Source organism: Streptomyces sp. 4N124 (genome assembly GCF_052245395.1).
In the GTDB taxonomy this organism is placed as follows: domain Bacteria; phylum Actinomycetota; class Actinomycetes; order Streptomycetales; family Streptomycetaceae; genus Streptomyces.
The window spans coordinates 16,370-37,954 of record NZ_JBQQBS010000015.1; the positions used below are offsets into that span (position 1 = coordinate 16,370).

General features: G+C 71.4%; 17 protein-coding genes. 13 read left to right on the forward strand and 4 right to left on the reverse strand.

Annotation, left to right across the window (positions count from 1 at the left end):
• Positions 1-321: 321 nt before the first annotated feature.
• The 8 genes from ACTWQO_RS17375 to ACTWQO_RS17410 all read left to right on the forward strand — a co-directional run bounded on the left by ACTWQO_RS17375 (position 322) and on the right by ACTWQO_RS17410 (position 9,524).
• Positions 322-2,127, forward strand: coding sequence for a S8 family peptidase (locus ACTWQO_RS17375; RefSeq protein ID WP_443238227.1), 1,806 nt, complete (start codon positions 322-324; stop codon positions 2,125-2,127).
• A 298-nt stretch (positions 2,128-2,425) separates the two neighbouring features.
• Complete coding sequence (locus tag ACTWQO_RS17380) at positions 2,426-3,073, forward strand: ScbR family autoregulator-binding transcription factor (RefSeq protein ID WP_443238228.1); 648 nt, start codon at positions 2,426-2,428, stop codon at positions 3,071-3,073.
• 159 nt (positions 3,074-3,232) lie between these two features.
• A complete protein-coding gene (locus ACTWQO_RS17385) occupies positions 3,233-4,411 on the forward strand; it encodes a damage-control phosphatase ARMT1 family protein (protein WP_443238229.1) in 1,179 nt (392 codons plus the stop codon).
• 122 nt (positions 4,412-4,533) lie between these two features.
• The gene (locus ACTWQO_RS17390; RefSeq protein WP_443238230.1) at positions 4,534-5,505 is read left to right on the forward strand and encodes an ABC transporter substrate-binding protein; all 972 of its coding nucleotides are present in this window, start codon (positions 4,534-4,536) and stop codon (positions 5,503-5,505) included.
• Positions 5,502-6,302: an ABC transporter permease gene (locus tag ACTWQO_RS17395; protein WP_328354439.1), complete on the forward strand. Its 801-nt coding sequence runs from the start codon at positions 5,502-5,504 to the stop codon at positions 6,300-6,302. Before ACTWQO_RS17390 ends, ACTWQO_RS17395 begins: the two co-directional genes overlap by 4 nt.
• Entirely contained in the window at positions 6,299-7,141 is an 843-nt protein-coding gene (locus tag ACTWQO_RS17400; RefSeq protein WP_443238231.1) for an ABC transporter permease, read from the forward strand. Before ACTWQO_RS17395 ends, ACTWQO_RS17400 begins: the two co-directional genes overlap by 4 nt.
• A 19-nt stretch (positions 7,142-7,160) precedes the next feature.
• Positions 7,161-8,765 carry a benzoylformate decarboxylase gene (gene mdlC, locus ACTWQO_RS17405; protein ID WP_443238232.1) on the forward strand — a complete coding sequence of 535 codons (1,605 nt, stop codon included), beginning with the start codon at positions 7,161-7,163 and terminating at the stop codon, positions 8,763-8,765.
• A gap of 9 nt (positions 8,766-8,774) precedes the next feature.
• On the forward strand, positions 8,775-9,524 hold the full coding sequence (locus ACTWQO_RS17410; RefSeq protein ID WP_443238233.1) for an ABC transporter ATP-binding protein: 750 nt from the start codon (positions 8,775-8,777) through the stop codon (positions 9,522-9,524).
• A gap of 48 nt (positions 9,525-9,572) precedes the next feature.
• Here ACTWQO_RS17410 and ACTWQO_RS17415 read toward each other — a convergent pair whose 3' ends face one another.
• A complete protein-coding gene (locus ACTWQO_RS17415) occupies positions 9,573-10,811 on the reverse strand; it encodes an endonuclease/exonuclease/phosphatase family protein (protein ID WP_443238234.1) in 1,239 nt (412 codons plus the stop codon).
• A gap of 166 nt (positions 10,812-10,977) precedes the next feature.
• On the opposite strand from ACTWQO_RS17415, the gene cyc2 reads away from it, so the two are divergent.
• On the forward strand, positions 10,978-13,134 hold the full coding sequence (gene cyc2 / locus ACTWQO_RS17420; protein ID WP_443238235.1) for a germacradienol/geosmin synthase Cyc2: 2,157 nt from the start codon (positions 10,978-10,980) through the stop codon (positions 13,132-13,134).
• A 29-nt stretch (positions 13,135-13,163) separates the two neighbouring features.
• Here the strand turns inward: cyc2 and ACTWQO_RS17425 are convergent, their stop codons facing one another.
• Positions 13,164-14,693 carry a hypothetical protein gene (locus ACTWQO_RS17425; RefSeq protein ID WP_443238236.1) on the reverse strand — a complete coding sequence of 510 codons (1,530 nt, stop codon included), beginning with the start codon at positions 14,691-14,693 and terminating at the stop codon, positions 13,164-13,166.
• Between the two features lie 48 nt (positions 14,694-14,741).
• Positions 14,742-15,479, reverse strand: coding sequence for a CTP synthase C-terminal region-related (seleno)protein (locus tag ACTWQO_RS17430; protein ID WP_443238237.1), 738 nt, complete (start codon positions 15,477-15,479; stop codon positions 14,742-14,744).
• A gap of 93 nt (positions 15,480-15,572) precedes the next feature.
• On the opposite strand from ACTWQO_RS17430, the gene ACTWQO_RS17435 reads away from it, so the two are divergent.
• The 4 genes from ACTWQO_RS17435 to ACTWQO_RS17450 all read left to right on the forward strand — a co-directional run bounded on the left by ACTWQO_RS17435 (position 15,573) and on the right by ACTWQO_RS17450 (position 19,576).
• On the forward strand, positions 15,573-16,439 hold the full coding sequence (locus ACTWQO_RS17435; protein ID WP_443238238.1) for a LysR family transcriptional regulator: 867 nt from the start codon (positions 15,573-15,575) through the stop codon (positions 16,437-16,439).
• Between the two features lie 98 nt (positions 16,440-16,537).
• Positions 16,538-17,164, forward strand: a complete 627-nt coding sequence (locus ACTWQO_RS17440) for a PDZ domain-containing protein (RefSeq protein ID WP_443238239.1) — start codon at positions 16,538-16,540, stop codon at positions 17,162-17,164.
• A 280-nt stretch (positions 17,165-17,444) separates the two neighbouring features.
• Positions 17,445-18,572, forward strand: coding sequence for an aminopeptidase P family protein (locus ACTWQO_RS17445; RefSeq protein WP_443238240.1), 1,128 nt, complete (start codon positions 17,445-17,447; stop codon positions 18,570-18,572).
• Positions 18,573-18,622: 50 nt separating this feature from the next.
• Positions 18,623-19,576, forward strand: a complete 954-nt coding sequence (locus ACTWQO_RS17450; RefSeq protein WP_443238241.1) for an aminoglycoside phosphotransferase family protein — start codon at positions 18,623-18,625, stop codon at positions 19,574-19,576.
• Between the two features lie 105 nt (positions 19,577-19,681).
• Here the strand turns inward: ACTWQO_RS17450 and treZ are convergent, their stop codons facing one another.
• The gene (gene treZ / locus ACTWQO_RS17455; protein WP_443238242.1) at positions 19,682-21,427 is read right to left on the reverse strand and encodes a malto-oligosyltrehalose trehalohydrolase; all 1,746 of its coding nucleotides are present in this window, start codon (positions 21,425-21,427) and stop codon (positions 19,682-19,684) included.
• Between the last annotated feature and the right edge of the window lie 158 nt (positions 21,428-21,585).

The window sequence follows — 21,585 nt, forward strand, 5'->3', positions numbered from 1 at the left end:
GAAACCGCGTCCGGCGCGTTCATCGCGTGACGTCCGGGGTGAAAGGTGTCGTAACCGGTCAACTGCCCGCTGTCTAGGGTGTGTTTCCGGCCGGATCGAGGGTTTCCCCTGTATCCGGATGGTGATTCCTTTGCCTATCGTTCGACCTCAGCTGACCCACAGGTAACCCCTGGACGGGTCGGCATCCGCGCCTGGCCGGCCACGCAACGCACCTCGGGTTCCTCCCGACCGCTTTTCGGCTCACCCCCCGCCGCTTCGAGGACGAAGCGAACCGACCGCCGCTCCGCGCTGCCCGGAGTCCGGCAACGAAAGGCAAAGCCCTTGCGTACCTCCCCCTCGCTCAGACGGAAGCTGATATCCGTCGCGGCGGTCTCCGCCGCACTCGTCACCGCCGCCACCGCCTCGGTCGCCGTCGCCCAGGCCGCCGCCCCGGAAGCCGCCGCCGTCCCGGCCGCGCAGACCGAGGCCGCCCCCGGCACCGTCGCCGAGCGTCTCATCGTCGGCTACAAGTCCGGTGCCACCGAGGCCAAGTCGAACCGGGCCGCGGACGCCGACGCCGTGGCCAAGGGCAAGGAGGCCGGTGAAGACCTGGACTTCCAGCGCCGCCTCGGCACCGGTGCCGCCCTGGTCGACCTCGGTGAGAACCTCACGAGGACAGATGTCGCCGACGTCGTCGCCGAGTACAAGGCCGACCCGCAGGTCGCCTATGTCGTACCGGACCGCCTCAACACCCCCAAGGCCGACCCGAACGACACCGAGTACGCCAAGCAGTGGGACCTGTTCGAGACCACCGCGGGCATGAACGTGCCGGGTGCCTGGACGACCTCCACCGGCAGCGGTGTCACCGTCGCCGTCATCGACACCGGTTATGTCACGCACTCCGACCTCGCGGCGAACGTCGTAAGCGGTTACGACTTCATCTCCGACACCGCCGTCTCCGTCGACGGCAACGGCCGTGACAGCAACCCGGCCGACCCGGGCGACTGGTACAACGCGAACGAGTGCGGCGCCGGCATCCCGGCCAGCAACTCCTCCTGGCACGGCACCCATGTGGCGGGCACCATCGCCGCGGCCACCAACAACGGCAAGGGTGTCGCGGGTATCGCCCACGGCGCCAAGATCTCCCCGCTGCGGGTGCTCGGCAAGTGCGGCGGTTACGACTCCGACATCATCGACGCCATCACCTGGGCGTCCGGCGGCAGCGTCTCCGGTGTGCCCGCCAACTCCAATGTCGCCAAGGTCGTCAACATGAGCCTGGGCGGCGACGGGGCATGCAGCTCGGCGACGCAGAGCGCCATCAACGCCGCCGTGAACCGGGGCACCACGATCGTCGTGGCCGCGGGCAACGAGAACGACAACGTGGCCAACCACTCGCCGGGCAACTGCAACAACGTGATCTCGGTCGCGGCCACCAACCGCACCGGCGCCAAGGCGTCCTACTCCAACTACGGCTCCCTCGTGGACATCTCGGCGCCCGGCGGCCAGACCAGCACCGGCACCGCGAACGGCATCCTGTCCACGCTGAACTCCGGCACCAAGACGCCGTCGAGCGAGTCGTACGCCTACTACCAGGGCACCAGCATGGCCACCCCGCACATCGCGGGCCTCGCCGCGCTGATGGAGTCGGCCAACTCCGCGCTGACCCCGGCCCAGGTCGAGTCGGCCATCAAGACCAACGCCCGTGCCCTGCCCGGGGCTTGCTCGGGCGGCTGTGGCGCGGGCCTGGCGGACGCGGCCAAGACGGTGCAGGCGGTGAGCGGCTCCGGCGGCTCCACGGGGGGCACCACCTTCACCAGCAGCACGGCCGTCTCCGTCCCGGACAACGGCGCGGCCATCGAGTCCTCCATCGCGGTCAGCGGCCGCAGCGGCAACGCCCCCTCGGCCCTCCAGGTCGGTGTGGACATCACCCACACCTACCGCGGTGACCTGGTCATCGACCTGGTCGCGCCGGACGGTTCGACCTACCGCCTGAAGGCGGCCAGCTCGTCGGACTCCGCGGACAACGTCAACACCACCTACACGGTGAACGCGTCCGGCGAGACCGCGAACGGCACCTGGAAGCTGCGCGTCCAGGACACGGCGGCGCAGGACACGGGCAGGCTCAACAGCTGGAAGCTGACCTTCTGAGCGAACGGCCGAGCGGACGCATGAACTGACGAACGGCCACAAGCGGACGGGCCGACCGGTGCGGATGGGCACCGGTCGGCCCGTCGTTTTTTTGCCGTCGTTCGATACCGTCCACCCTGTTTTTCGGCCAACCCTTCACGGACGCCTCACGATGCGAAGAGTGTGAATGCGCTAGTCGTGGGAATGGAGTGAAGGTCGGCGGTGTGACTTCGGCTCGTCGATCACGCTGTACGGTGAGTTATCTTAACGGGGAGTAAGAAACAAACGGCGCGAGCCGTCTTTTTTTCAGGAGTCCCCGATGGCGAGGCAGTTACGCGCCGAGCAGACCCGCGCGGCGATCATCACCGCGGCCGCCGATCTGTTCGACCGCCAGGGTTACGAGTCGACCAGTCTGAGCGACATCGTCGAGCACGCCCGCGTCACCAAGGGCGCCCTGTATTTCCACTTCGCGGCCAAGGAGGATCTGGCCCACGCCATTCTGGAGATCCAGTCCACGGCGGCTCGAAAACTGGTGGAGGAGATGGACAGCCGGGGCTGCACCTCCCTCGAAGCGCTGATCCGCACCACGTTCGCCATCGCCCGCCTCTCCGTGGACGGCCCGATACACCGGGCCGGACTCCGGCTCGCCACCGCCGGGGTCGCCGTACGGCCGCCCCTGCGGCACCCCTTCACCGAGTGGCTGGAGTCCTTCTCGCGCAAGCTCGGCGGCGCGGTCAGGGAATCCGACGTCCACCAGGACATCGACATCGAAGCCGTCGCCCACGCACTGGTCTCCTTCTTCGTCGGCACCCGGGTCGTGGGGCGCTCCCTCGACCCGCTCGCCCGGCAGCCCCGCCGCATGGCCGAGATGTGGCACGTCCTGATCCGCGGCCTGGTCCCCGTCCCCCGCCGCGCCCGCTATCTGAGCCTCGCCACCCGCCTGGAGCGGGAAATCGCGGCTGGCTGAGCAGGTTCGGCTGCGCCCCATAGGGGCGCGGGGCTGTATCAATATGCGGCTCCGCCGCGTGGGCGCGACCAGCCACAACGGCGCCGCAGCCGACCGACGACATATCGCGCCCCTTCCAGCGGAGCGCACCCGCACAGCTGGGGCGATACGGTGACGCGCATGCCCTTCGCCCCGTCCGCGCCGGTCATCCTCGGCAACGAACCCGGCTCGTTCCCGCACAGCGTCCTCGCCGAGCGGCATCCCGCGATCGTGCGGCAGATCCGGGAGGCCTTCCCGTACGGCCCCGAGCAGCAGCGTGCGCTCGACGCGCTCCTCGACAGCTGCACCAAGGGCGTGACCGAACCGCTCCCGGCCGACGCGCCCGACCGGGAGCGCTGGCAGGCCTGGGGCGCGGGCGACCACACCGGCCGGTCCTGGTTCGACATCCCCTGGCTGTGGTCCGAGAGCTACTTCTACCGCCGACTCCTCGACGCGGTCGGCTACTTCGGCCCCGGCACCTGGCAGGGCATCGACCCCTTCCGCCCCTCCAAGCTCGCCGAACTCGACGCCCCGGAGACGGACGAGGAACTCGCCGCGCTCGACGACCTGGAGGCGAAACCGATCGACGAGCAGGCGCGCGCCCTGCTGCACGGCTCCTTGTGGGGCAACCGCGCGGACCTCGGCTTCCGCCTCTCCGCCAAGGGCGCGGGAACACCCGCCGCCACGCCCGCCCTGGTCGCCGACGACAGTGACACCCTCTGGTCGCTGCTGCCTCCCTCCGGCACCGGCACCCTCTGCCTCGTCGCCGACAACGCGGGCCGCGAACTCATCCCCGACCTGCTCCTGATCGCCCACCTCCTCGCGCACGGGCACATCGGGCGGGCGGTGCTGCACATCAAGCCCTACCCGTACTACGTCTCCGACGCCACCACCGCCGACGTCCTCGACGCGCTGCGCCGCATCACCTCCGTCCCGGGCGTGGCCGCCGGGTACGGGCGGGAGTTGTGGGCGGCGATGACCGACGGCCGCCTGTCGGTACGGGCCCACCCCTTCTCCTGTGCCCCGCTGCCGTACGCCGACATGCCCGACGACCTCCGGGCGGAGTTCGCCTCGGCGACGCTGACCGTGGTGAAGGGCGACCTCAACTACCGCCGCCTGGTGGGCGATCGGATGTGGCCGCCGACCACGCCGTTCGACGAGGTCACCGCGTACTTCCCGGGTCCCGTCGCCGCGCTGCGCACCCTGAAGTCCGATGTGATCACCGGCCTCGACACGGCCACGGAGGCCGCACTGGTCGCCGCGGAGGGACAGCGCTGGCGGACCGGCGGCACGCACGCGCTGATCCAGGTCCGCCGCTGAGGGCATACGACTACCTGACCCGGGGGAGGGGCTCGGCGAGGGACGCACAATCTGATCACGGCCGCGCGGAATGACCCACGGAACTGTGGTGATCATGACAAATCCCTGATACTCATGCGCGCATGACGTCATGTCACTTACGCGCGGGACCGCGGAAGCTCGCGGCGACCCTGGCCGCCCTGACCCTCGCCCTCACGGCATGCGGCGACGATGAGGGCTCCGATTCCTCGTCCGGCGGTGGGAAGACCGTCACCGTGGCCGCACTGCCGCTGATCGACTGCGCCGCGCTGTACATCGCCCGGGACCGTGGGCTCTTCGAGAAGGAGGGCCTGGACGTGCGGATCCAGCAGATCCAGCAGAGCCTCCAGGCGCTGCCCGCGCTGTCCAAGGGCCAGGTCGACATGGTGGCGAGCGCCAACTACGTCACCTACTTCCAGGCCCATGAGCAGGGCACCCTCGACATCCGGATCGTTGCCGAGTCGATCCGGGCCGCGCCGCACATGATGGACGTACTGGTGCCGAAGGACTCGGACATCAAGACCGTCGCCGACCTCAAGGGGCGGAAACTCGCCGTAAACGTTCTCAACAACGTTCAGTCGCTGACCCTGAACGAGATCCTGGAGAAGGAGGGCGTCGGCAAGCCCGTCTACCGGCAGGTCGCCTTCCCGCAGATGGGCGCCGCCCTGGAGAAGGGGCAGGTCGACGCGGTCCACGCGGTCGAGCCCTTCGACAGCGTGATCCAGGACGAGTTGCAGGCCAGGGTCGTGGTGGACGGTGCGGCCGCGCCCATCGAGGACATTCCGCTCAGCGGTTACCTCACCTCCAGCCAGTTCGCGGACGAGAACGAGGAGACCCTCGCCGCCTTCCAGCGGGCCCTCAAGGCCGCCGCGGAGATCGCCGGGAAAGACCCGTCGGCGGTACGGGAGATCGTGCCGACGTACACGAAGGTGACCGAGGGGCAGTCGGAGCAGATCGGGCTGCCGACCTTTCCGCCCACCGTGGACGCCGAGCAGATCTCCCGGCTCACCGACCTGATGAAGAAACAGGGGATGCTGAAGAAGCCGATCGACCCGGCGACCCTCGTGGTGAAGTGAAACGACGTCAGGAACTGGGGCTCGGTCTCCTCGGCGTGCTCCTCGCCTTCGGGGTGTGCGAGGCGGTGAGCCGGGCCGGGATCGTGCGCCGCAGCTATCTGCCGCCCGCCTCCGAAGTCCTCTCGCGGGCCTTGGAGTTGGCGGGTGACAGCGTTTTCCTGGACGGTATCGGGGCCACCCTGCGCGCCTGGGTGCTCGGGCTCGGCCTCGCGTGCGCGATCGCGGTCCCGCTGGGTCTGCTGCTGGGCAGCGTGCCCCTCGTCGACGCCGCCGTACGCGCGATCGTGGAGTTCCTGCGGCCGCTGCCGTCCGTCGCGCTGATCCCCCTGGTCTCCCTGCTGCTCGGCTCCGGCACCGAGACCAAGGTCGCGCTGATCACCTACGCGTGCGTGTGGCCGATCCTCTTCAACACCATCTACGGCCTCGGCGAGACCGACCCCCTCGCCAAGGACACCCTGCGCGCCTTCGGCTTCGGGCGGCTCGCGGTCCTGCTGCGCGTCGAACTCCCCGGCACGGCCCCCTTCATCGCCGCCGGCATCCGCATCTCGGCCGCCGTCGCGCTCATCCTCGCCGTCGCCACGGAGATCCTCGCGGGCTTCGGCGAGGGCCTCGGCATCTTCATCGCCCAGGCGAGCCTGTCGACGGACGGCACCCGGGACGTGCTCGCGGGTGTGGTGTGGGCGGGCGCGCTGGGTCTCGTCATCAACGGCGTCCTGGTGTGGGGCGAACGGCGGTTGTTCCCGTGGACGCCGGAGCAGCGGGAGCGGGCGGCGGCCTATCGGGGGAGGGGCGTGTGAGCCGGGACGGTGCGGCGGCGGTGGCGGTGCGGGGCGGTGGCGTACGGCAGGTCGGTCGGGTTGCCGTGGGCGGTGTGCTGCTGCGCTGGGTCGTGCTCGCCGTCGCCGTCGGCTGCTGGGAGGTGGCCGCCCGGGCGCATGACAGCGTCTACTTCCCGCCACCGGGCCGTATCGCCCACCACGCCTACGAGTTGTGGTTCTCCGGCCCGGTCCGGCATGTCTTCCTCACCGACGCGGCCGTCGACAACATCGGCCCCAGCCTCGGCCGGATGGCCGCCGGGTTCCTGATCGCCGCCGTCGTCGGCATCGCGCTCGGCTTGGCGGTGGGCCGCTCGCGCCGGACGTACGCGCTGTGCAACCCGGTGCTCCAGTTCGCGCGGGCCGTACCACCCCCCGCCCTCGTCCCCGTCTTCGTCGTCGTCCTCGACTTCGGTACGCAGATGCAGGTCGCGTCGATCGCCTTCAGCGCGGTCTGGCCGGTGCTGATCAACACCGCGGAGGGGGCCCGTAACACGGACCCGCTGCGCCTCGATGTCGCGGCGGTCCTGCGGCTGAACGCCGTCGAAAGGCTCCGCTTCCTCCTCCTTCCCTCGGCGCTGCCGCGCATCTTCGCGGGGCTGCGCCTGAGCCTTTCGCTCTCCCTCATCCTCATGGTGTTCTCGGAACTGCTGCCGGGCACCGCGAACGGCATCGGCTTTACGCTCACCGACGCCCAGTCCCGTTCCGACCTGCTCACCGTATGGGCTGCGCTGGTCCTGCTCGGCGCCCTCGGATACCTGCTCAACACCGGCCTGCTGGCGGTCGAGAAACGGCTGATCGGCAAGGGGAGGCTCATATGAGCTCGCAGGGGAGGCCCGTATGAGCGGAACCGTCCTGCACGCCGTCGTGCGGCTGCTGCGCGACACCGGCATGACCACCGTCTTCGGCAACCCCGGCTCCACGGAACTGCGCATGTTCCGCGACTGGCCCGACGACTTCACCTACGTCCTCGGCCTCCAGGAGTCCACGGCCGTCGCCATGGCCGCCGGACACGCCCTCGGCACCCGGCGCGCCGCCTTCGTCTCCCTCCACTCCGCCGGCGGTGTCGGCCACGGCCTCGGCGCCGTCTTCAACGCCTACCGCGACCGCGTCCCCCTGGTGATCGTCGCGGGCCAGCAGGCACGCTCGCTGATCCAGCTGCGCCCCTTCCTCGGCGCCGACCAACCCGCCGACTTCCCGCGCCCGTACGTGAAGTTCGCCCGCCAGCCGGAACGCGCCGCCGACGTGCCCGCCGTCCTCGCCGAGGCGCACCGGATCGCGATGACCCATCCGCGCGGGCCGGTCTTCGTCTCCGTACCGGAGGACGACTGGGACCGGCCCGCCGAGCCCGTGGCGCCGCGGACCGTGCACGACGGCTTCATGGCCTCCCCTTCGACGCTCGCCCACCTGGCCGCCCGGCTCGACGCCTGCGCCCGGCCCGCGCTCGTGATCGGCCCCGGCGTGGACGACGAGGAGGCGCAGTCCGAGGCGCGTGCGCTGGCCGAGCGCACCAGGTCGGCGGTGTGGATCAGCCCGATGTCCGGCCGCTCGGGCTTCCCCGAGACCCACCCGCTCTTCCAGGGCTTCCTGCCCCCGGTCGCAGGCGCACTCGCCGCGCGCCTGGCACCGTACGACGTGGTCGTGGCCCTCGGCGCGCCCCTGTTCACGTACCACGTCGCCGACGACGGACCGCTCCTGCCTCCCGGCACCGAGCTGTTCCACCTGGACTGCGACCCGGCGCAGGCGGCCTGGCTGCCCCTCGGCACCAGCCTCGTCACCACCCTCAAACCGGCCCTCGCCCACCTCACCGCGCTGCTGAAGGACCCCGACCGCGCACCGCCCCCGCCCCGCCCGGAACCCGAACCCGTGTCGGCCGCGCCGGACATCACCCCGGAGCTGGTCTTCGACCTCCTGCGCGAGCGCCTGCCCCACGACCGCGTCCTCGTCGAGGAGGCCCCCAGCCACCGCGACCCGCTCCACGCGCGCGTGCCCGTCGACCTCCCCGGCGGCTATCTGACCACCGGCAGCGGAGCCCTCGGCTGGGGACTGCCTCTCGCGGTCGGCCGAGCCCTCGCTGACCGGCGCCGGGTGGTGTGCGTGATCGGCGACGGCTCCGCGCTGTACTCGGTGCAGGCCCTGTGGACCGCCGCGAGCCTCGGCGCACCGGTCAGTTACCTCGTCCTCGACAACCGCGGCTACGGCGCCGTCCGCGCCCTCGGCCGCCGGATCGGCATCTCTCCCGTCCCCGGCACGGACATCGAAGGCATCGACTTCGCCGCCCTCGCCGCCGCCTTCGGCTGCCCCGCCTCGTACGCCGCCCACCCCGACGACCTCCCCGCCGCCCTCGACCGCGCCCTGAACGCGGGCGACGACGCGGGTCCGCACCTCCTCCACCTCCGCGTCGCCGACACCGAGGGCGCGCTCTACGAACCCTGGGCCAGGTGACGCTCCCGGATGCTCCGCCTAGACGAAGTCGCCCAGCACTACGGCGACCACCCCGTCCTGCACGACATCACCCTCACCGTCCCCGACGGCCAGCTCCTGAGCGTCGTCGGGCCGTCCGGCTGCGGCAAGTCCACCCTGCTGCGCACCATCGCGGGCCTGCTCCCCGCCCGCGAGGGCACGGTCACGATCGACGGCACACCGGTCACCGGCGTGCCCGGCCAACTCGCCGTGGTCTTCCAGGACTACGGCCGTTCCCTCTTCCCCTGGCTCACCGTCCGCGAGAACGTCGCCCTGCCGCTGCGCCGCCGCGGCCTCGGCCGGACCGAGCGGCGCGCCGAGGCCGAGCGGATCCTGGAACGCGTCGGCCTCGACGGCGCCGCCCGCCGTCACCCCTGGCAGCTCTCCGGCGGAATGCAGCAGCGCGTCGCCATCGCCCGCGCCCTGGTCTGCCGCCCCTCGCTCCTCCTCATGGACGAGCCCTTCGGCTCCCTCGACGCCCAGACCCGCGAGGACCTCGAAGACCTCCTCCTCGAGGTCCACCGCACCGACGGCACCACCATCGTCTTCGTCACCCACGACATCGACGAGAGCGTCTACGTCGGCGATCGCGTCGTCGTCCTCTCCCCGGGCCCCGGCTCCCGCGTCGTACGGGACCTGCCGGTCGAACTCCCCGGCAAGCGGGACCAGATCACCACCCGGGGACTGCCCGAGTTCGTGGCGCTGCGGACCGAGGTGGGCCGGGCGGTGCGGGGCGCCTGACGGGGAGTCCTGACGGGGAGTCCTGAGGAGCAGTCCTGACGGGGACGGTCAGACCACGCGCACGTCCTGCCACACCAGCCGGTGATCGGAGGTCGGCACGTTCGCCCCGCCACCCACCAGCCGGTACAGCGGGTCGTCGGTCGTCGGCCAGAACACGCCGTTCGACCCGGGTATCAGCCCTCTGGACGGCAGGACGTAGTCGACACGCAGATTGCCCGGAGCGGTGTCGCCGAAGTCCGCCGTGTCGTACGCGGGATCGCCGATGTGCGAGGTGTTGGCACCCCCCTGGAGCCGCGTCGCCTCGACCGCGCCCTTGCTCGTGGGCGGCGCCTTGGGCAGGTGGACCGCCGGGTGGTCGAGGAGCAGGCGGATGGCGTGGTCGTAGCTGTCGCCGTCGTACGGATCGGCGTTCTGATCGCCGGCCAGCACGAAGCGCGCCCCCGGCCGCAGACCGCCGCGCCTGCCCTTGTCGTCGTACAGGTACGAGCTGCGCCGGCGCCCGCCGATGTAGTCGGCCCACAGGCGGATCTCGTCGTGGTTGCGCCGGCCGTTGCGGTCCTCAGGGCCGTCGAAGGTGGGCGGCGTGGGGTGCGACACCAGGAAGTGCACGGTCTCGTGACCGACGCACACCGGCACGTCCCAGTGGCTCTTGGAGGAGAGCCGGAGGACCGCCTGCGCCTCGGCGCTGTAGTAATCGGTCGGCATGAGGTTGCCCGGCATGTCCCGCCACAGGAAATTCTGGAACGTGCGCACCGCGCGGGTGTCGATCGGGTATTTGGAGAGCACGGCCATGCCGTACTGCCCGGGGAACCAGCCGTACCCGTACGCGTCCTGGCCGTACGCGTCCGAACCGGGCGTCGTCACCGCGCCGTTGCGCCCGTCGAGGTCCAGACCCGAGGCCACGCCCGTGTTCACCGGGGCGGTGAAGTGGTACCCGTAGCGGACCGGCTTCGCGCCGTTCTGCCCGACGGCGAGGTAGTTGCGCAGGAAGAGGCGGACCGCCGCACCGGACTCGACGTAGTCGAACTCGTTGATCAGCAGCACGTCCGGGTCGACCCGCTGGATCGTCTCGGCGACGTTCTTCGCCTGGGTGTTGTCCGGCGTGGACAGATCGGTGACGAGCGCGCCCTGAGTGCCGCGGTTCAAGGAGGCGTTGAACGTGGCGAAACGCACCGCACGACCACGGCGGTCCGATGCCGCTGCCGGCAGGGCCGAGGTGCCGGCCAGCGCCGCCCCGGCGAGTGCGGCGAGCGTGGTGCGGCGGGAGAGGGATCTGGGCTGGTTCATCGGAACTCCCTTACGGAGGGGCACGTGAATTTCCGTAGTCTGCGCGCGTAGAGATGAACGCCACAAGTCCCGTCGAGAACTCCCGGATTCACCGCTGATTCACGCGATGGTGTGATCATGTCCGGGGCCGCGGATGCCGCCCGAAACGCGTGGGTAGGGCCCGGCCATGACGCAGCAGCCCTTCGAACTCCCGCACTTCTACATGCCGTACCCCGCGCGGCTGAACCCGCATGTCGACGAGGCCCGCGCCCACTCGACCGCGTGGGCGCGCGAGATGGGCATGCTGGAGGGGTCCGGGATCTGGGAACAGTCCGACCTCGACGCGCATGACTACGGCCTGCTCTGCGCCTACACCCATCCCGACTGCGACGGACCCGCCCTCTCCCTCATCACCGACTGGTACGTGTGGGTCTTCTTCTTCGACGACCACTTCCTGGAGATCTTCAAGCGGACCCAGGACCGCGCCGGCGGCAAGGCCTACCTGGACCGGCTGCCGCTGTTCATGCCGATGGACCTGTCCGCCGAGGTGCCCGAGCCGCAGAACCCGGTGGAGGCCGGCCTCGCCGACCTGTGGGCCCGCACGGTGCCCGCCATGTCCGCCGACTGGCGGGCGCGCTTCTCCGTCGCCACCGAGCATCTGCTCAACGAGTCCCTGTGGGAGCTGTCCAACATCAACGAGGGGCGGATCGCCAACCCCGTCGAATACATCGAGATGCGCCGCAAGGTGGGCGGCGCCCCCTGGTCGTCGGGGCTCGTGGAGTACGCGACCGCCGAAGTGCCCGCGGCCGTCGCCGGGTCGAGGCCGCTCAGGGTCCTGATGGAGACGTTCTCCGACGCGGTGCACCTGCGCAACGACCTCTTCTCCTACCAGCGGGAGGTCGAGGACGAGGGCGAACTCAGCAACGGCGTACTCGTCCTGGAGACCTTCTTCGGCTGCACCACCCAGGAGGCCGCCGACACCGTCAACGACATCCTGACCTCCCGGCTGCACCAGTTCGAGCACACCGCCCTCACCGAAGTGCCCGCGCTGGCCCTGGAGAAGGGCCTCACCCCCGGAGAACTCGCCGCGATCGCCGCGTACACCAAGGGACTTCAGGACTGGCAGTCCGGTGGCCACGAATGGCACATGCGCTCCAGCCGGTACATGAACGAGCGCGCTCGAGCCACCTCCCCCTGGCAGGGCTTGACCGGCCCCGGCACCTCCGCCGCCGACGTCGGCGCTCTCCTCGCCACGGCCGGCGCCGAGCGTCTGCGTGCCTACACCCATGTCCCGTTCCAGAAGGTCGGCCCGTCCCTGCTGCCCGACTTCCACATGCCCTTCCAGGTGGAACTGAGCCCGCACCTCGATGACGCCCGCCACCGCCTCACCGGCTGGGCGCAGCGCATGGGCATCCTCCAGGAAGGCGTCTGGGACGAGGACAAACTCCGCGCCTACGACCTCGCGCTGTGCTCGGCGGGCCTCGACCCCGACGCCACCCCCGAGGCACTCGACCTCAGCGCCCAGTGGCTCGCCTGGGGCACCTATGGCGACGACTACTACCCGCTCGTCTTCGGCCACCGCCGCGACCTGGCCGCCGCCCGCCTGACCACGGAGCGCCTGTCCGCCTGCATGCCCGTCGACGGCGAAGAGGTCCCCGCCCCCGCGAACGCGATGGAACGCGGACTGATCGACCTCTGGGCCCGCACGACGGCGGAGATGACCACCGAGCAACGGCGCACCGTGAAGGCCACGGTGGACGTCATGACCGAGAGCTGGGTGTGGGAGCTGTCCAACCAGCTCCAGAACCGCGTCCCCGACCCGGTCGACTACCTGGAGATGCGGCGCGCCACCTTCGGCGCCGACCTCACCATGAGCCTGTGCCGGATGGGCCACGGCCCCGCCGTCCCCGCGGAGGTGTACCGCAGCGGCCCCGTCCGCTCCCTGGAGAACGCGGCCGTCGACTACGCCTGCCTGGTGAACGACGTCTTCTCCTACCAGAAGGAGATCGAGTACGAGGGCGAGATCCACAACGCTGTCCTTGTCGTCCAGAACTTCTTCGGCTGCGACTACCCGACGGCGGTCGGCGTCGTCCATGACCTGATGACCCAGCGCATGCAGCAGTTCCAGCATGTCGCCGCCCATGAACTGCCCGTCGTCTACGAGGACTTCGGGCTCTCCGACGAGGCCCGCGCGATCATGCAGGGCTATGTCACCGACCTGCAGAACTGGATGGCGGGCATCCTGAACTGGCACCGGACGGTCGACCGCTACAAGGCCGACTGGCTGGCCCGGCGCGCCCACGGCTTCCTCCCGGACCGTCCGCCGGCGCTGCCCGTCGGCTGACGTCAGCGGTCATCTGCTGAGGTCGGCGGTCAGCTCAAGTCCCGCACCCGCTCCGCGGTCTCCTCGGCGAGCTCCCGGACGCCGTTCGCGGCGTTCTCCGAGAGCTCGCCGAGTATCGCGTCAGCGGCGGTGAGGAGCGCGCGGGCGTCCTCGGAGGGGCCCGCTTCGGCCAGGGCTCGGGTGAGGACGTAGTGCTCCTCGGCTATGAAGCGACCGAGGTTGACGCTGTGCCAGTGACGCAGGGAGTCGTCGCCCGGATTCGCCAGGATGCCCAGAAGGGTGGCCAACGTGCGGGTGGCGTACGGGAGTTGCCCGCACTCGCGCTCCAGGCGGGCCTGGGTCAGGCAGGCCGAGACACGATCCCAGGCCGTGTCCTGGAGGGTGGTGTGGAGGCGCTGGGCGCGCAGCGCCTGGGGGAGGTCGCCCGCCCGTTCCAACTCACGGGCGAGCGAGCTGAGGCGGGATGTCTCCAGCCGTCCCGGATCCCCGGCCCGTCGGAGCGTGCTCTGATCCATGACGATCTCGTCGAGCCTGCGGATCAGTGCGGTCCGGGCGAGTTCGGTCATGCCCTGGTCCAGGGCCAGCTCGGTCCAGGTGCAGAGCGGCTCGTCGGCCGGGTCCGCACCGAACAGCGAGTCGTCCAGGTCCCGGGCCCAGCGCACCAATTCGGCGGCGTCCGCGCCCGGTTGGGGCATCTCGCTGAGGCCACAGTGCGTGTCGAAGTCCGTCTCCCGGACCTCATGCAGCAAGGGCAGATCGGCGACGTCACCCCGCAGCCCCACCAGTACGGCCGCGAGCCGCAGTTCGTCGGTCATCGACGAGTCCGCCTCATGCCGCAGCAGATGCCTCAGCAGACCGAGGTCGCCCTCCGCGCGGTCGAACTGTGCGGCACGCAGGGCGAGTCGGCGTCGTACGGGATCCTCGGCCATCAGATCCCACACCGTCCGCTCGCCCGCCCGCAGCGCGGCCAGATCGGCGCGGCCGCGCGCGAGCACCGGCTCCCACAGCGGGGGCCGGGGATGCTGGTCGAGCAGGTCGTAGGCGCACAACTCCTCCCCGTTCAGCAGCAGGAAATCGGGTTCGGTGCGCAACAGGGCGGCATGCAGCATCCCGATCAGCTCGACCGGGGAGCGCTCGGGCAGGCCCAGCGCGGCACGGAGCTCGGCCCGCTCCTCGTCGATCGAGTGGTACTCCCGGATCTCCTCCTCGATCTCCGCGACCCGCGCGAGGATCGCCTGCTCGCCGTCGCTGGGCGACAGATCCAAGTAGTCGTGCCAGCCTGGCAGACCGATCACTGTCTCCAGCGCCTCGTCGACACTCGAGCCGATGATCCCGGCCGAGCCCTCGGAGTCGGCGTAGAGCAGGGAGCCGTCCGCGCACACGAAATACGTACCGCCCGTGTCGTCCCCGGCCACCACCTCCAGCGGTCCGCCCGAGGCCAGGCGGACCGGCTCGACATGGGCCGCGTCCGCGCGAGCCAGGTCGAAGTTGAAGGGAAACGCGGCCAGTTCGGCCAGGTGGGAGTCCTGCCTGAGAAGCCGCAAGGCGTGATCGGTCATGTCACAGAACGTAACAGCCGCCACTGACAATGGGAGGTGCCGCTCGGCTCACACGGGCTGACGTACATGTCCCGTGGCGGCCTGACGTGCGTGTTCCACGGCTGCGCGGGCCAGCGCGCGGACCATCGGGTGCGGGCGCGATCCGTCACCGGACAGTTCCGGCTGGAAGAGCGAGGCCAGGAAGAAGGGATGGCCCGGGAGTTCGGCGATGCGTGGGTGGCCGTCCTCGTCGTGGCCGGTGAAGCGCAGCCCGTGGGTGCGCAGGGTGTCGAGGTGGCGGGTCGGGCCGTATGCGCAGAAGTAGCGCTCGACCGTCCGCTCGGAGCCGATCACGGTCTGCGCGAGGGAGCCCGGCTCGATCCTGACCACGGCCTCGTGTCCGGCGAGCGAACAGGCCAGCGGCTCGATGAGCGGGTCCTCGGCGGCGGGGTCGTTCTCCGCGTGGGCCACCCGCGTCAGTCCGCAGACGTCACGGGCGTACTCGAGGAGGGCGTGCTGGAACCCGCCGCACGTGCCCAGGAACGGAATGCCCTCCACGCGCGCCGTACGGATCGCCGTGAGCACACCGGCCTCGCTGCGGTACGGACTGCCCGGCAGCACCCACACCGCGTCGAACCCGCGTACGGCGTCGGGGTCCTCGGCGTCCTCGGAACCGATCCAGTAGGCGTCGAGCACCAGCCGGTCGCGCTCGGCGAGCGCGTCGAGCAGGAGGGGGATCCGGGTGTGCGAGGCGACGTTGGGGGAGCGGTCGCCGACCAGGGCGAGACGGGCTGCTGTGTTCGTCATGGTCTTCATCCTGGGTTCGCCCAGAGGTTCACGTCCAACGATGATTTCTGCACTGTCGATAAGCCATGCTGATGCGGTGGGATCCTGAGGCGCATGGACCCGCACCTCCTGCGTACGTACGTCACCGTCGCCCGCCTCGCCTCCTTCTCCGACGCCGCCCGCGACCTCGGCTACACCCAGTCGGCGGTCTCCCAGCACATTGCGGCGCTCGAACAGGACCTGGGGGCTTCGCTGCTCACTCGCCGCCCCGTCGCTCCGACAGCGGCCGGTGAGCGGCTGCTCGAACACGCGGGACCGTTGCTGCTGCGCCTGGACGCGGCGCGCGCGGACGTCGTACGGATGGCGGTGGCGCCCGCGCACGGCCTGACGCTCGCCGCCGCGCCGACCGCGCTCGGGCCCCGGGTCCTGGCCGCGCTCCCGGTCGCGGGCGTGACCTTGCGGGTGCTGTCTCGCGACGGGATTCCGGCGGCCGTGGCCACCGGCACAGCCGACCTCGGTCTGGTCGACGGCCTGGCCGCGCCCAGCGATCCGCTGCGGCTGCCCGACGTGGCGCCGCTGACCACGTACGGCGTGGGGGAGGAACCCGTATGCGTCCTCCTGCCCGCTACGCATCCGCTGGCCCGGCGCTCCGGACTGCGCCTGGGCGACCTCGCCGACGCCCGCTGGCTCGACGCCCCCGACACGGGACTGCCGCTCGCCCATCTCCGGGCCGCCAACGGCGGTCACGGCTTCCGCCCCGCCCTTCGCTACGACGGTACGGACGTCCGCACCCTCACCGCCCTGGCCGCCGCGGGGCACGGCCTGACCCTGCTGCCCCGCTCGGCGGCCGAGGCGGTGCCGGGTACGGTCGCCGTGCCGGTCACGCAACCGCGGGTCGTGCACCGCACGGAGCTGGTGCACGGGGGAGCGGTGCGGGGAGCGGCGGCAGCGGTGGTGGAGGCGTTGACCGAACGGGCGTGAGTCACTATGGCTTCCCGTTCTTGACCATGGGTCAGTCTCACTCGTTCGTGGCTCGTCGTGCGCCGGCGCTCCGGGTAGTTCTCAGCCGGAGGCGAGACATGGAACAGACAGCGTTGCGTCCCAAGCCGATGCCCGGTCAGGAGCCCGGCGGCAGCCCCGCGCCCGGCGGGAGCCCCACGCCCGGGCCCGTCCGGCGCCCGCACGCCGCCCGCCGGCGTCGCCGACGGCTCACCACCCTGCTGTTCGGCCTGTTCGTCGGGACGGTCCTGATCCTGTCCGGCGTCGGCCTCGGGACGGTGGGCGCCACCGTGATCGGCATGAGCAAACTGGCCGATCTGCAAGGCCAGGCCGGGAGTTCGGGCCGACCGGGCCACGGTGCGGCGCCGCTGAACCCGTCCGCCTCGGCGCTCCCCGGCCCCACTCCACCGCCGGCCACGCCCACCCCGTCACCGGCGCCCGCAGGTGCCACGCTCGGCGTGGAGGCCGTGGACGCCGAGAAGTCCGGAGCGCTGGTCGTCGGCGTCCATGTGCCCGGCCCGGGCTACACGGCGGGCCTGGTCAGGGGTGACGTACTCCTCGCCTTCGACACGACCCGGATCGACTCGGCCGCCGACCTCGCGCAAGCGGTCGCCGACACCCGACCGGGAGCCGCGGTCACCTTGACGGTGCGTCATGAGGGCGGTGGCTACCAGCAGTTGACGGTTATTCCGGGCGTCGTCACCTGACCACGTGTGCGTTGCCCGGGCAGGTCGGCACCGGGAACGGCGCGTGGCCGTCGCGCAGGCCCAGGATGCGGACGGCCTTCTCGTACTCCGCCTTCGTTCCCGAGGATGGTTTTAATGGCTTGCGGCCATCTATGCATTAGCTCTAACGGTTGATCAATGGCCTTCCGTCAAGGGCGGTGGTCGGCGCCGCGCCGAAAGGTCGGGCCAATCGGCTCGCGCGACCCCCGCCGTGCGGGCAGGATGCTCCCCGTAGTCCTTTGAGCCGCACAGGGAGGCCAGGATGACCGGCACCGCGCCCGCGCCCTTCGGCGCCGACGACTACCGGGCCCGGATGGAGCGCGCGGCGCGGGCGGCCGCCGACGCGGGGCTCGCCGGGCTGCTCGTGGCGCCGGGGCCGGACCTCGTGTGGCTGACGGGTTACGCGCCCACCGCGGTCACCGAACGGCTCACCCTGCTGGTGCTCACCCCCGGGCAGGATCCCGTACTCGTCGTGCCCACCCTGGAGGCCCCGGACGCGGCGAAGGCGGCCGGTGCGCCCGCGCTGAGGCTGCGGGACTGGACCGACGGCAAGGACCCCTACGCCGCCACCGCCGCGCTCCTCGACTCCATCGGGCGGTTCGGCATCAGCGACAACGCCTGGGCCATGCATCTGCTGGGCCTGCAGAAGGCGCTGCCCGGCACCTCCTACGCCTCCCTCACCGAGGCCCTGCCGATGCTCCGTGCTGTCAAGGACGCGGCGGAACTGAGGCTTCTGGCGGCCGCCGGGGCGGCCGCAGACGCAACGTTCGAGGAGATCCGGAAGGTTCCCTTCGCCGGCCGCAAGGAGTCCGACGTCGCCGCCGACCTCGCCGATCTGCTGCGCCGGTTCGGCCACTCCCAGGTCGACTTCACCATCGTCGCCTCCGGCCCGAACGGGGCCAATCCGCACCACGAAGTCGGCAACAGGGTCATCGAGCACGGCGACATGGTCGTCCTCGACTTCGGCGGCCTGAAGGACGGCTACGGCTCCGACACCTCCCGCACGGTCCACGTCGGCGAACCGACCGACGAGGAGCGCCGGGTCCACGACCTCGTCTGCGAGGCCCAGGAGGCGGGCTTCAGGGCCGTACGGCCCGGGGTGGCCTGCCAGGAGGTGGACCGGGCCGCCCGCGCGGTCATCGCCGACGCCGGATACGGCGATTACTTCATCCACCGCACCGGACACGGCATCGGCGTCACCACGCACGAGCCGCCGTACATGATCGAGGGCGAGCAGCAGCCCCTCGTGCCCGGCATGTGCTTCTCCGTCGAGCCCGGCGTCTATCTGCCCGGCCGCTTCGGCGTCCGCATCGAGGACATCGTCACGGTCACCGAGGACGGCGCCCGCCGCCTCAACGACACCACTCGCGAGCTGGTCATAGTGAACTGACCGAGCATCAGGAGCCTCCCACGACGACTTCGAGCGACGACGGCGCGACCATGACCCAGGCACCGACACCCACCGCGGACACCGTCCGCCGACTGGTCCGTTCTCTGCTCAAGGACGGCGCCTACGCCGCGAAGGGCGCCGCCGGACCCGACGTCCGGCCGGTCGCCGAGGGCGGCGGGCACGCCACCTGGTGGGTCGGCACCCGCCATGTCCTGCGTCTGGCCCCCGACCGCGACGCCACCGTCCGCCAGCGCCGCGAACTGCGCCTGCGCGACCTCGTCCGCCCGCACCTCCCGGTCGCCGTGCCGACGAGCGTGGCGCACGGCGAGTGGGCTCCCGGGCTGACCTACACCCTGGACACCAAGGTGCCCGGCGGCTCGGCCGAGGAGCACGACGTGTCCGCCGTCGGGGAGGCCGACCTGGCCGGGCTGCTCACCGGGCTGCGCGAGGTGCCCGTACGACAGGCCGAGACCCTCGGCGTCCCGCGCGCCGCACCCCGCTCCCTGGAGGCGCTGCGCCGGTCCGCCGAACGCGCCGCCGGGCGCCTCGCCGCCGCCGACGAGTTCGACGCCGTACGCCTCCAGCAGCTCACCGCAGCCGCCGCGGTCCAGCTCGCCGCCCAGCCCGGCACCGCGGTCCTCGTCCACCACGCACTCACCGGCGAGCACCTCGTGGTCAGCGCCGACGGCCGGGTACGCGGCGTCCTCGGCTGGGCCGACGCGGTCCTCGGCGACCCCGCCGAGGACATCGCCGGCCTCGCGCTCGCCGTCGGATCCCCCGCCGCCGTCCGCGCCGCCACCCTCGCCGGCTACGGCGCCCGCCCTTGTCTGCGCGGCCTCTGGCTCGCCCGCTGCGACACCCTGATCCGCCTCGCCGAACGCCTCGAAGGCCGGGGCGCCGGCCCCCTGCCTCTGCTGCGGGAGCAGCTGGAGCGGGCCTGGGAGGCGATCCTGCTGGAGCGGGTGACGGAGTTGCGGGACGAGGAGAAGGACGAGGGGGCATAGGGGACGCCGGGCCGAGGCCAACAGGGTGCACAGGTCACGCGCAAGCGATTGCGCAAACGCTTACGCGCATCTTCGTTCAGCGCCCCGCACCGACGCGGGCACCGCTCACGCCTGCAACAGCACCACGCACGACTCCCCGGGCAGATGCAGCATTCCGTCCGCGCCCGGCGCTTCGACCGGCTCCCACGCGGCGAGCACCTGCGCCGGATGCGGGCCCAGAGGGATCGCCGCCGGCTCCTTGGCGAAGTTGACGGCCACGCGGACGTCCCCGCGCCGGAAGGCGAGCCAGCGCCCCACCTCGTCGTAGGCCACCTTGGTGTCGGCGATGTCGGGGTCGGTGAGGTCGGCCTGCTCGTGGCGCAGGGCGATGAGGCGGCGGTACCAGGCCAGCACGCGCGCGTGGGGCTCGTTCTCCGGCTCGGACCAGTCGAGGCAGGAACGGTCGCGGGTCGCCGGGTCCTGCGGGTCGGGCACGTCCTCCTCGGCCCACCCGTGTGCGGCGAACTCCCGCCGTCTGCCCCGGCGTACGGACTCGGCGAGTTCGGGGTCGGTGTGGTCGGTGAAGAACTGCCAGGGAGTGCCCGCGGCCCACTCCTCGCCCATGAACAGCATGGGCGTGAACGGCGCGGTCAGCGTCAGTGTCGCCGCGCAGGCCAGCAGCCCGGGGGAGAGGGACGCCGAAAGCCGGTCTCCCAGGGCGCGGTTGCCCACCTGGTCGTGGGTCTGGGCGTAGCCGAGGAGCCGGTGCGCGGCCACGCGCGTGCGGTCCAGGGGGCGGCCGTGGCACCGGCCCCGGAAGCTCGAATACGTGCCGTCGTGGAAGTAGCCGCCCGTGAGCGTCTTGGCGAGCGCCGCGAACGGGGCACGCGCGAAGTCGGCGTAGTAGCCCTGGGACTCGCCGGTCAGCGCCGTGTGCAGGGAGTGGTGGAAGTCGTCGTTCCACTGCGCGTGCAGGCCCAGGCCGCCCTCCTGGCGCGGGGTGACCAGCCGGGGGTCGTTCAGATCGGCCTCGGCGACGAGGAAGAGCGGCCGGCCCAGGTCGGCGGCCAGGGCGTCCACGGCCGTCGACAGTTCCTCCAGGAAGTGGCACGCGCGCGTGTCGGCCAGCGCGTGCACCGCGTCCAGACGCAGCCCGTCGATCCGGTAGTCCCGCAGCCACGCCAGCGAACTGCCCAGCAGATACGCGCGCACCTCGTCCGAACCGGGCGCGTCCAGGTTGACGGCGGAACCCCAGGGCGTGTGGTGCGTGTCGGTGAAGTACGGGCCGAACCGGGGGAGGTAGTTCCCGGACGGCCCCAGGTGGTTGTGCACCACGTCGAGGACCACGCCCAGGCCCAGTTCGTGCGCCCGGTCGACGAACCGTTTCAGCGCCTCGGGGCCGCCGTACGGCTCGTGCACCGCCCACAGCGACACCCCCTCGTACCCCCAGCCGTGCCGCCCGGGGAACGGGCACACCGGCATCAACTCGACGTGCGTGACGCCCAGTTCGACGAGATGCCCGAGCCGCTCGGCGGCCGCGTCCAGGGTGCCCTCGCGGGTGTACGTGCCCACATGCAGTTCGTACAGGACCGCGCCGGGCAGCGGGCGCCCGGCCCACTCACTGCGCCACGTGTACCGCTCGTGGTCGACGACCGCGCTCAGCCCGTCCGGGCCGTCCGGTTGCCGACGCGAGCACGGGTCGGGCAGCACGGGGCCGCCGTCCAGCGCGAACCCGTACCGCGAGCCGTCATCGGCCTCGGCCTCCCCCCTCCACCAGCCCGCTCGGTCAGGATCGCGCTCCAACGCGCGCGTGGCGCTCTCGCACTGGAGCGTCACACGGTCTGCCTGCGGTGCCCACACCTCGAACTGCACGGACGGTTCCCCTTCGTCTGCTCACCGTGATGTAGCCCGTCCATGGTGCTTCAAACGAGATCAATCCGCTTTTGAATCTTCCCTTTTGCGGCGGGTGTCGTCGGAGCACGCGCGCGTGGCGGCTGTTCTCACCTTTTCTGGACACCCGGCGTTCACTG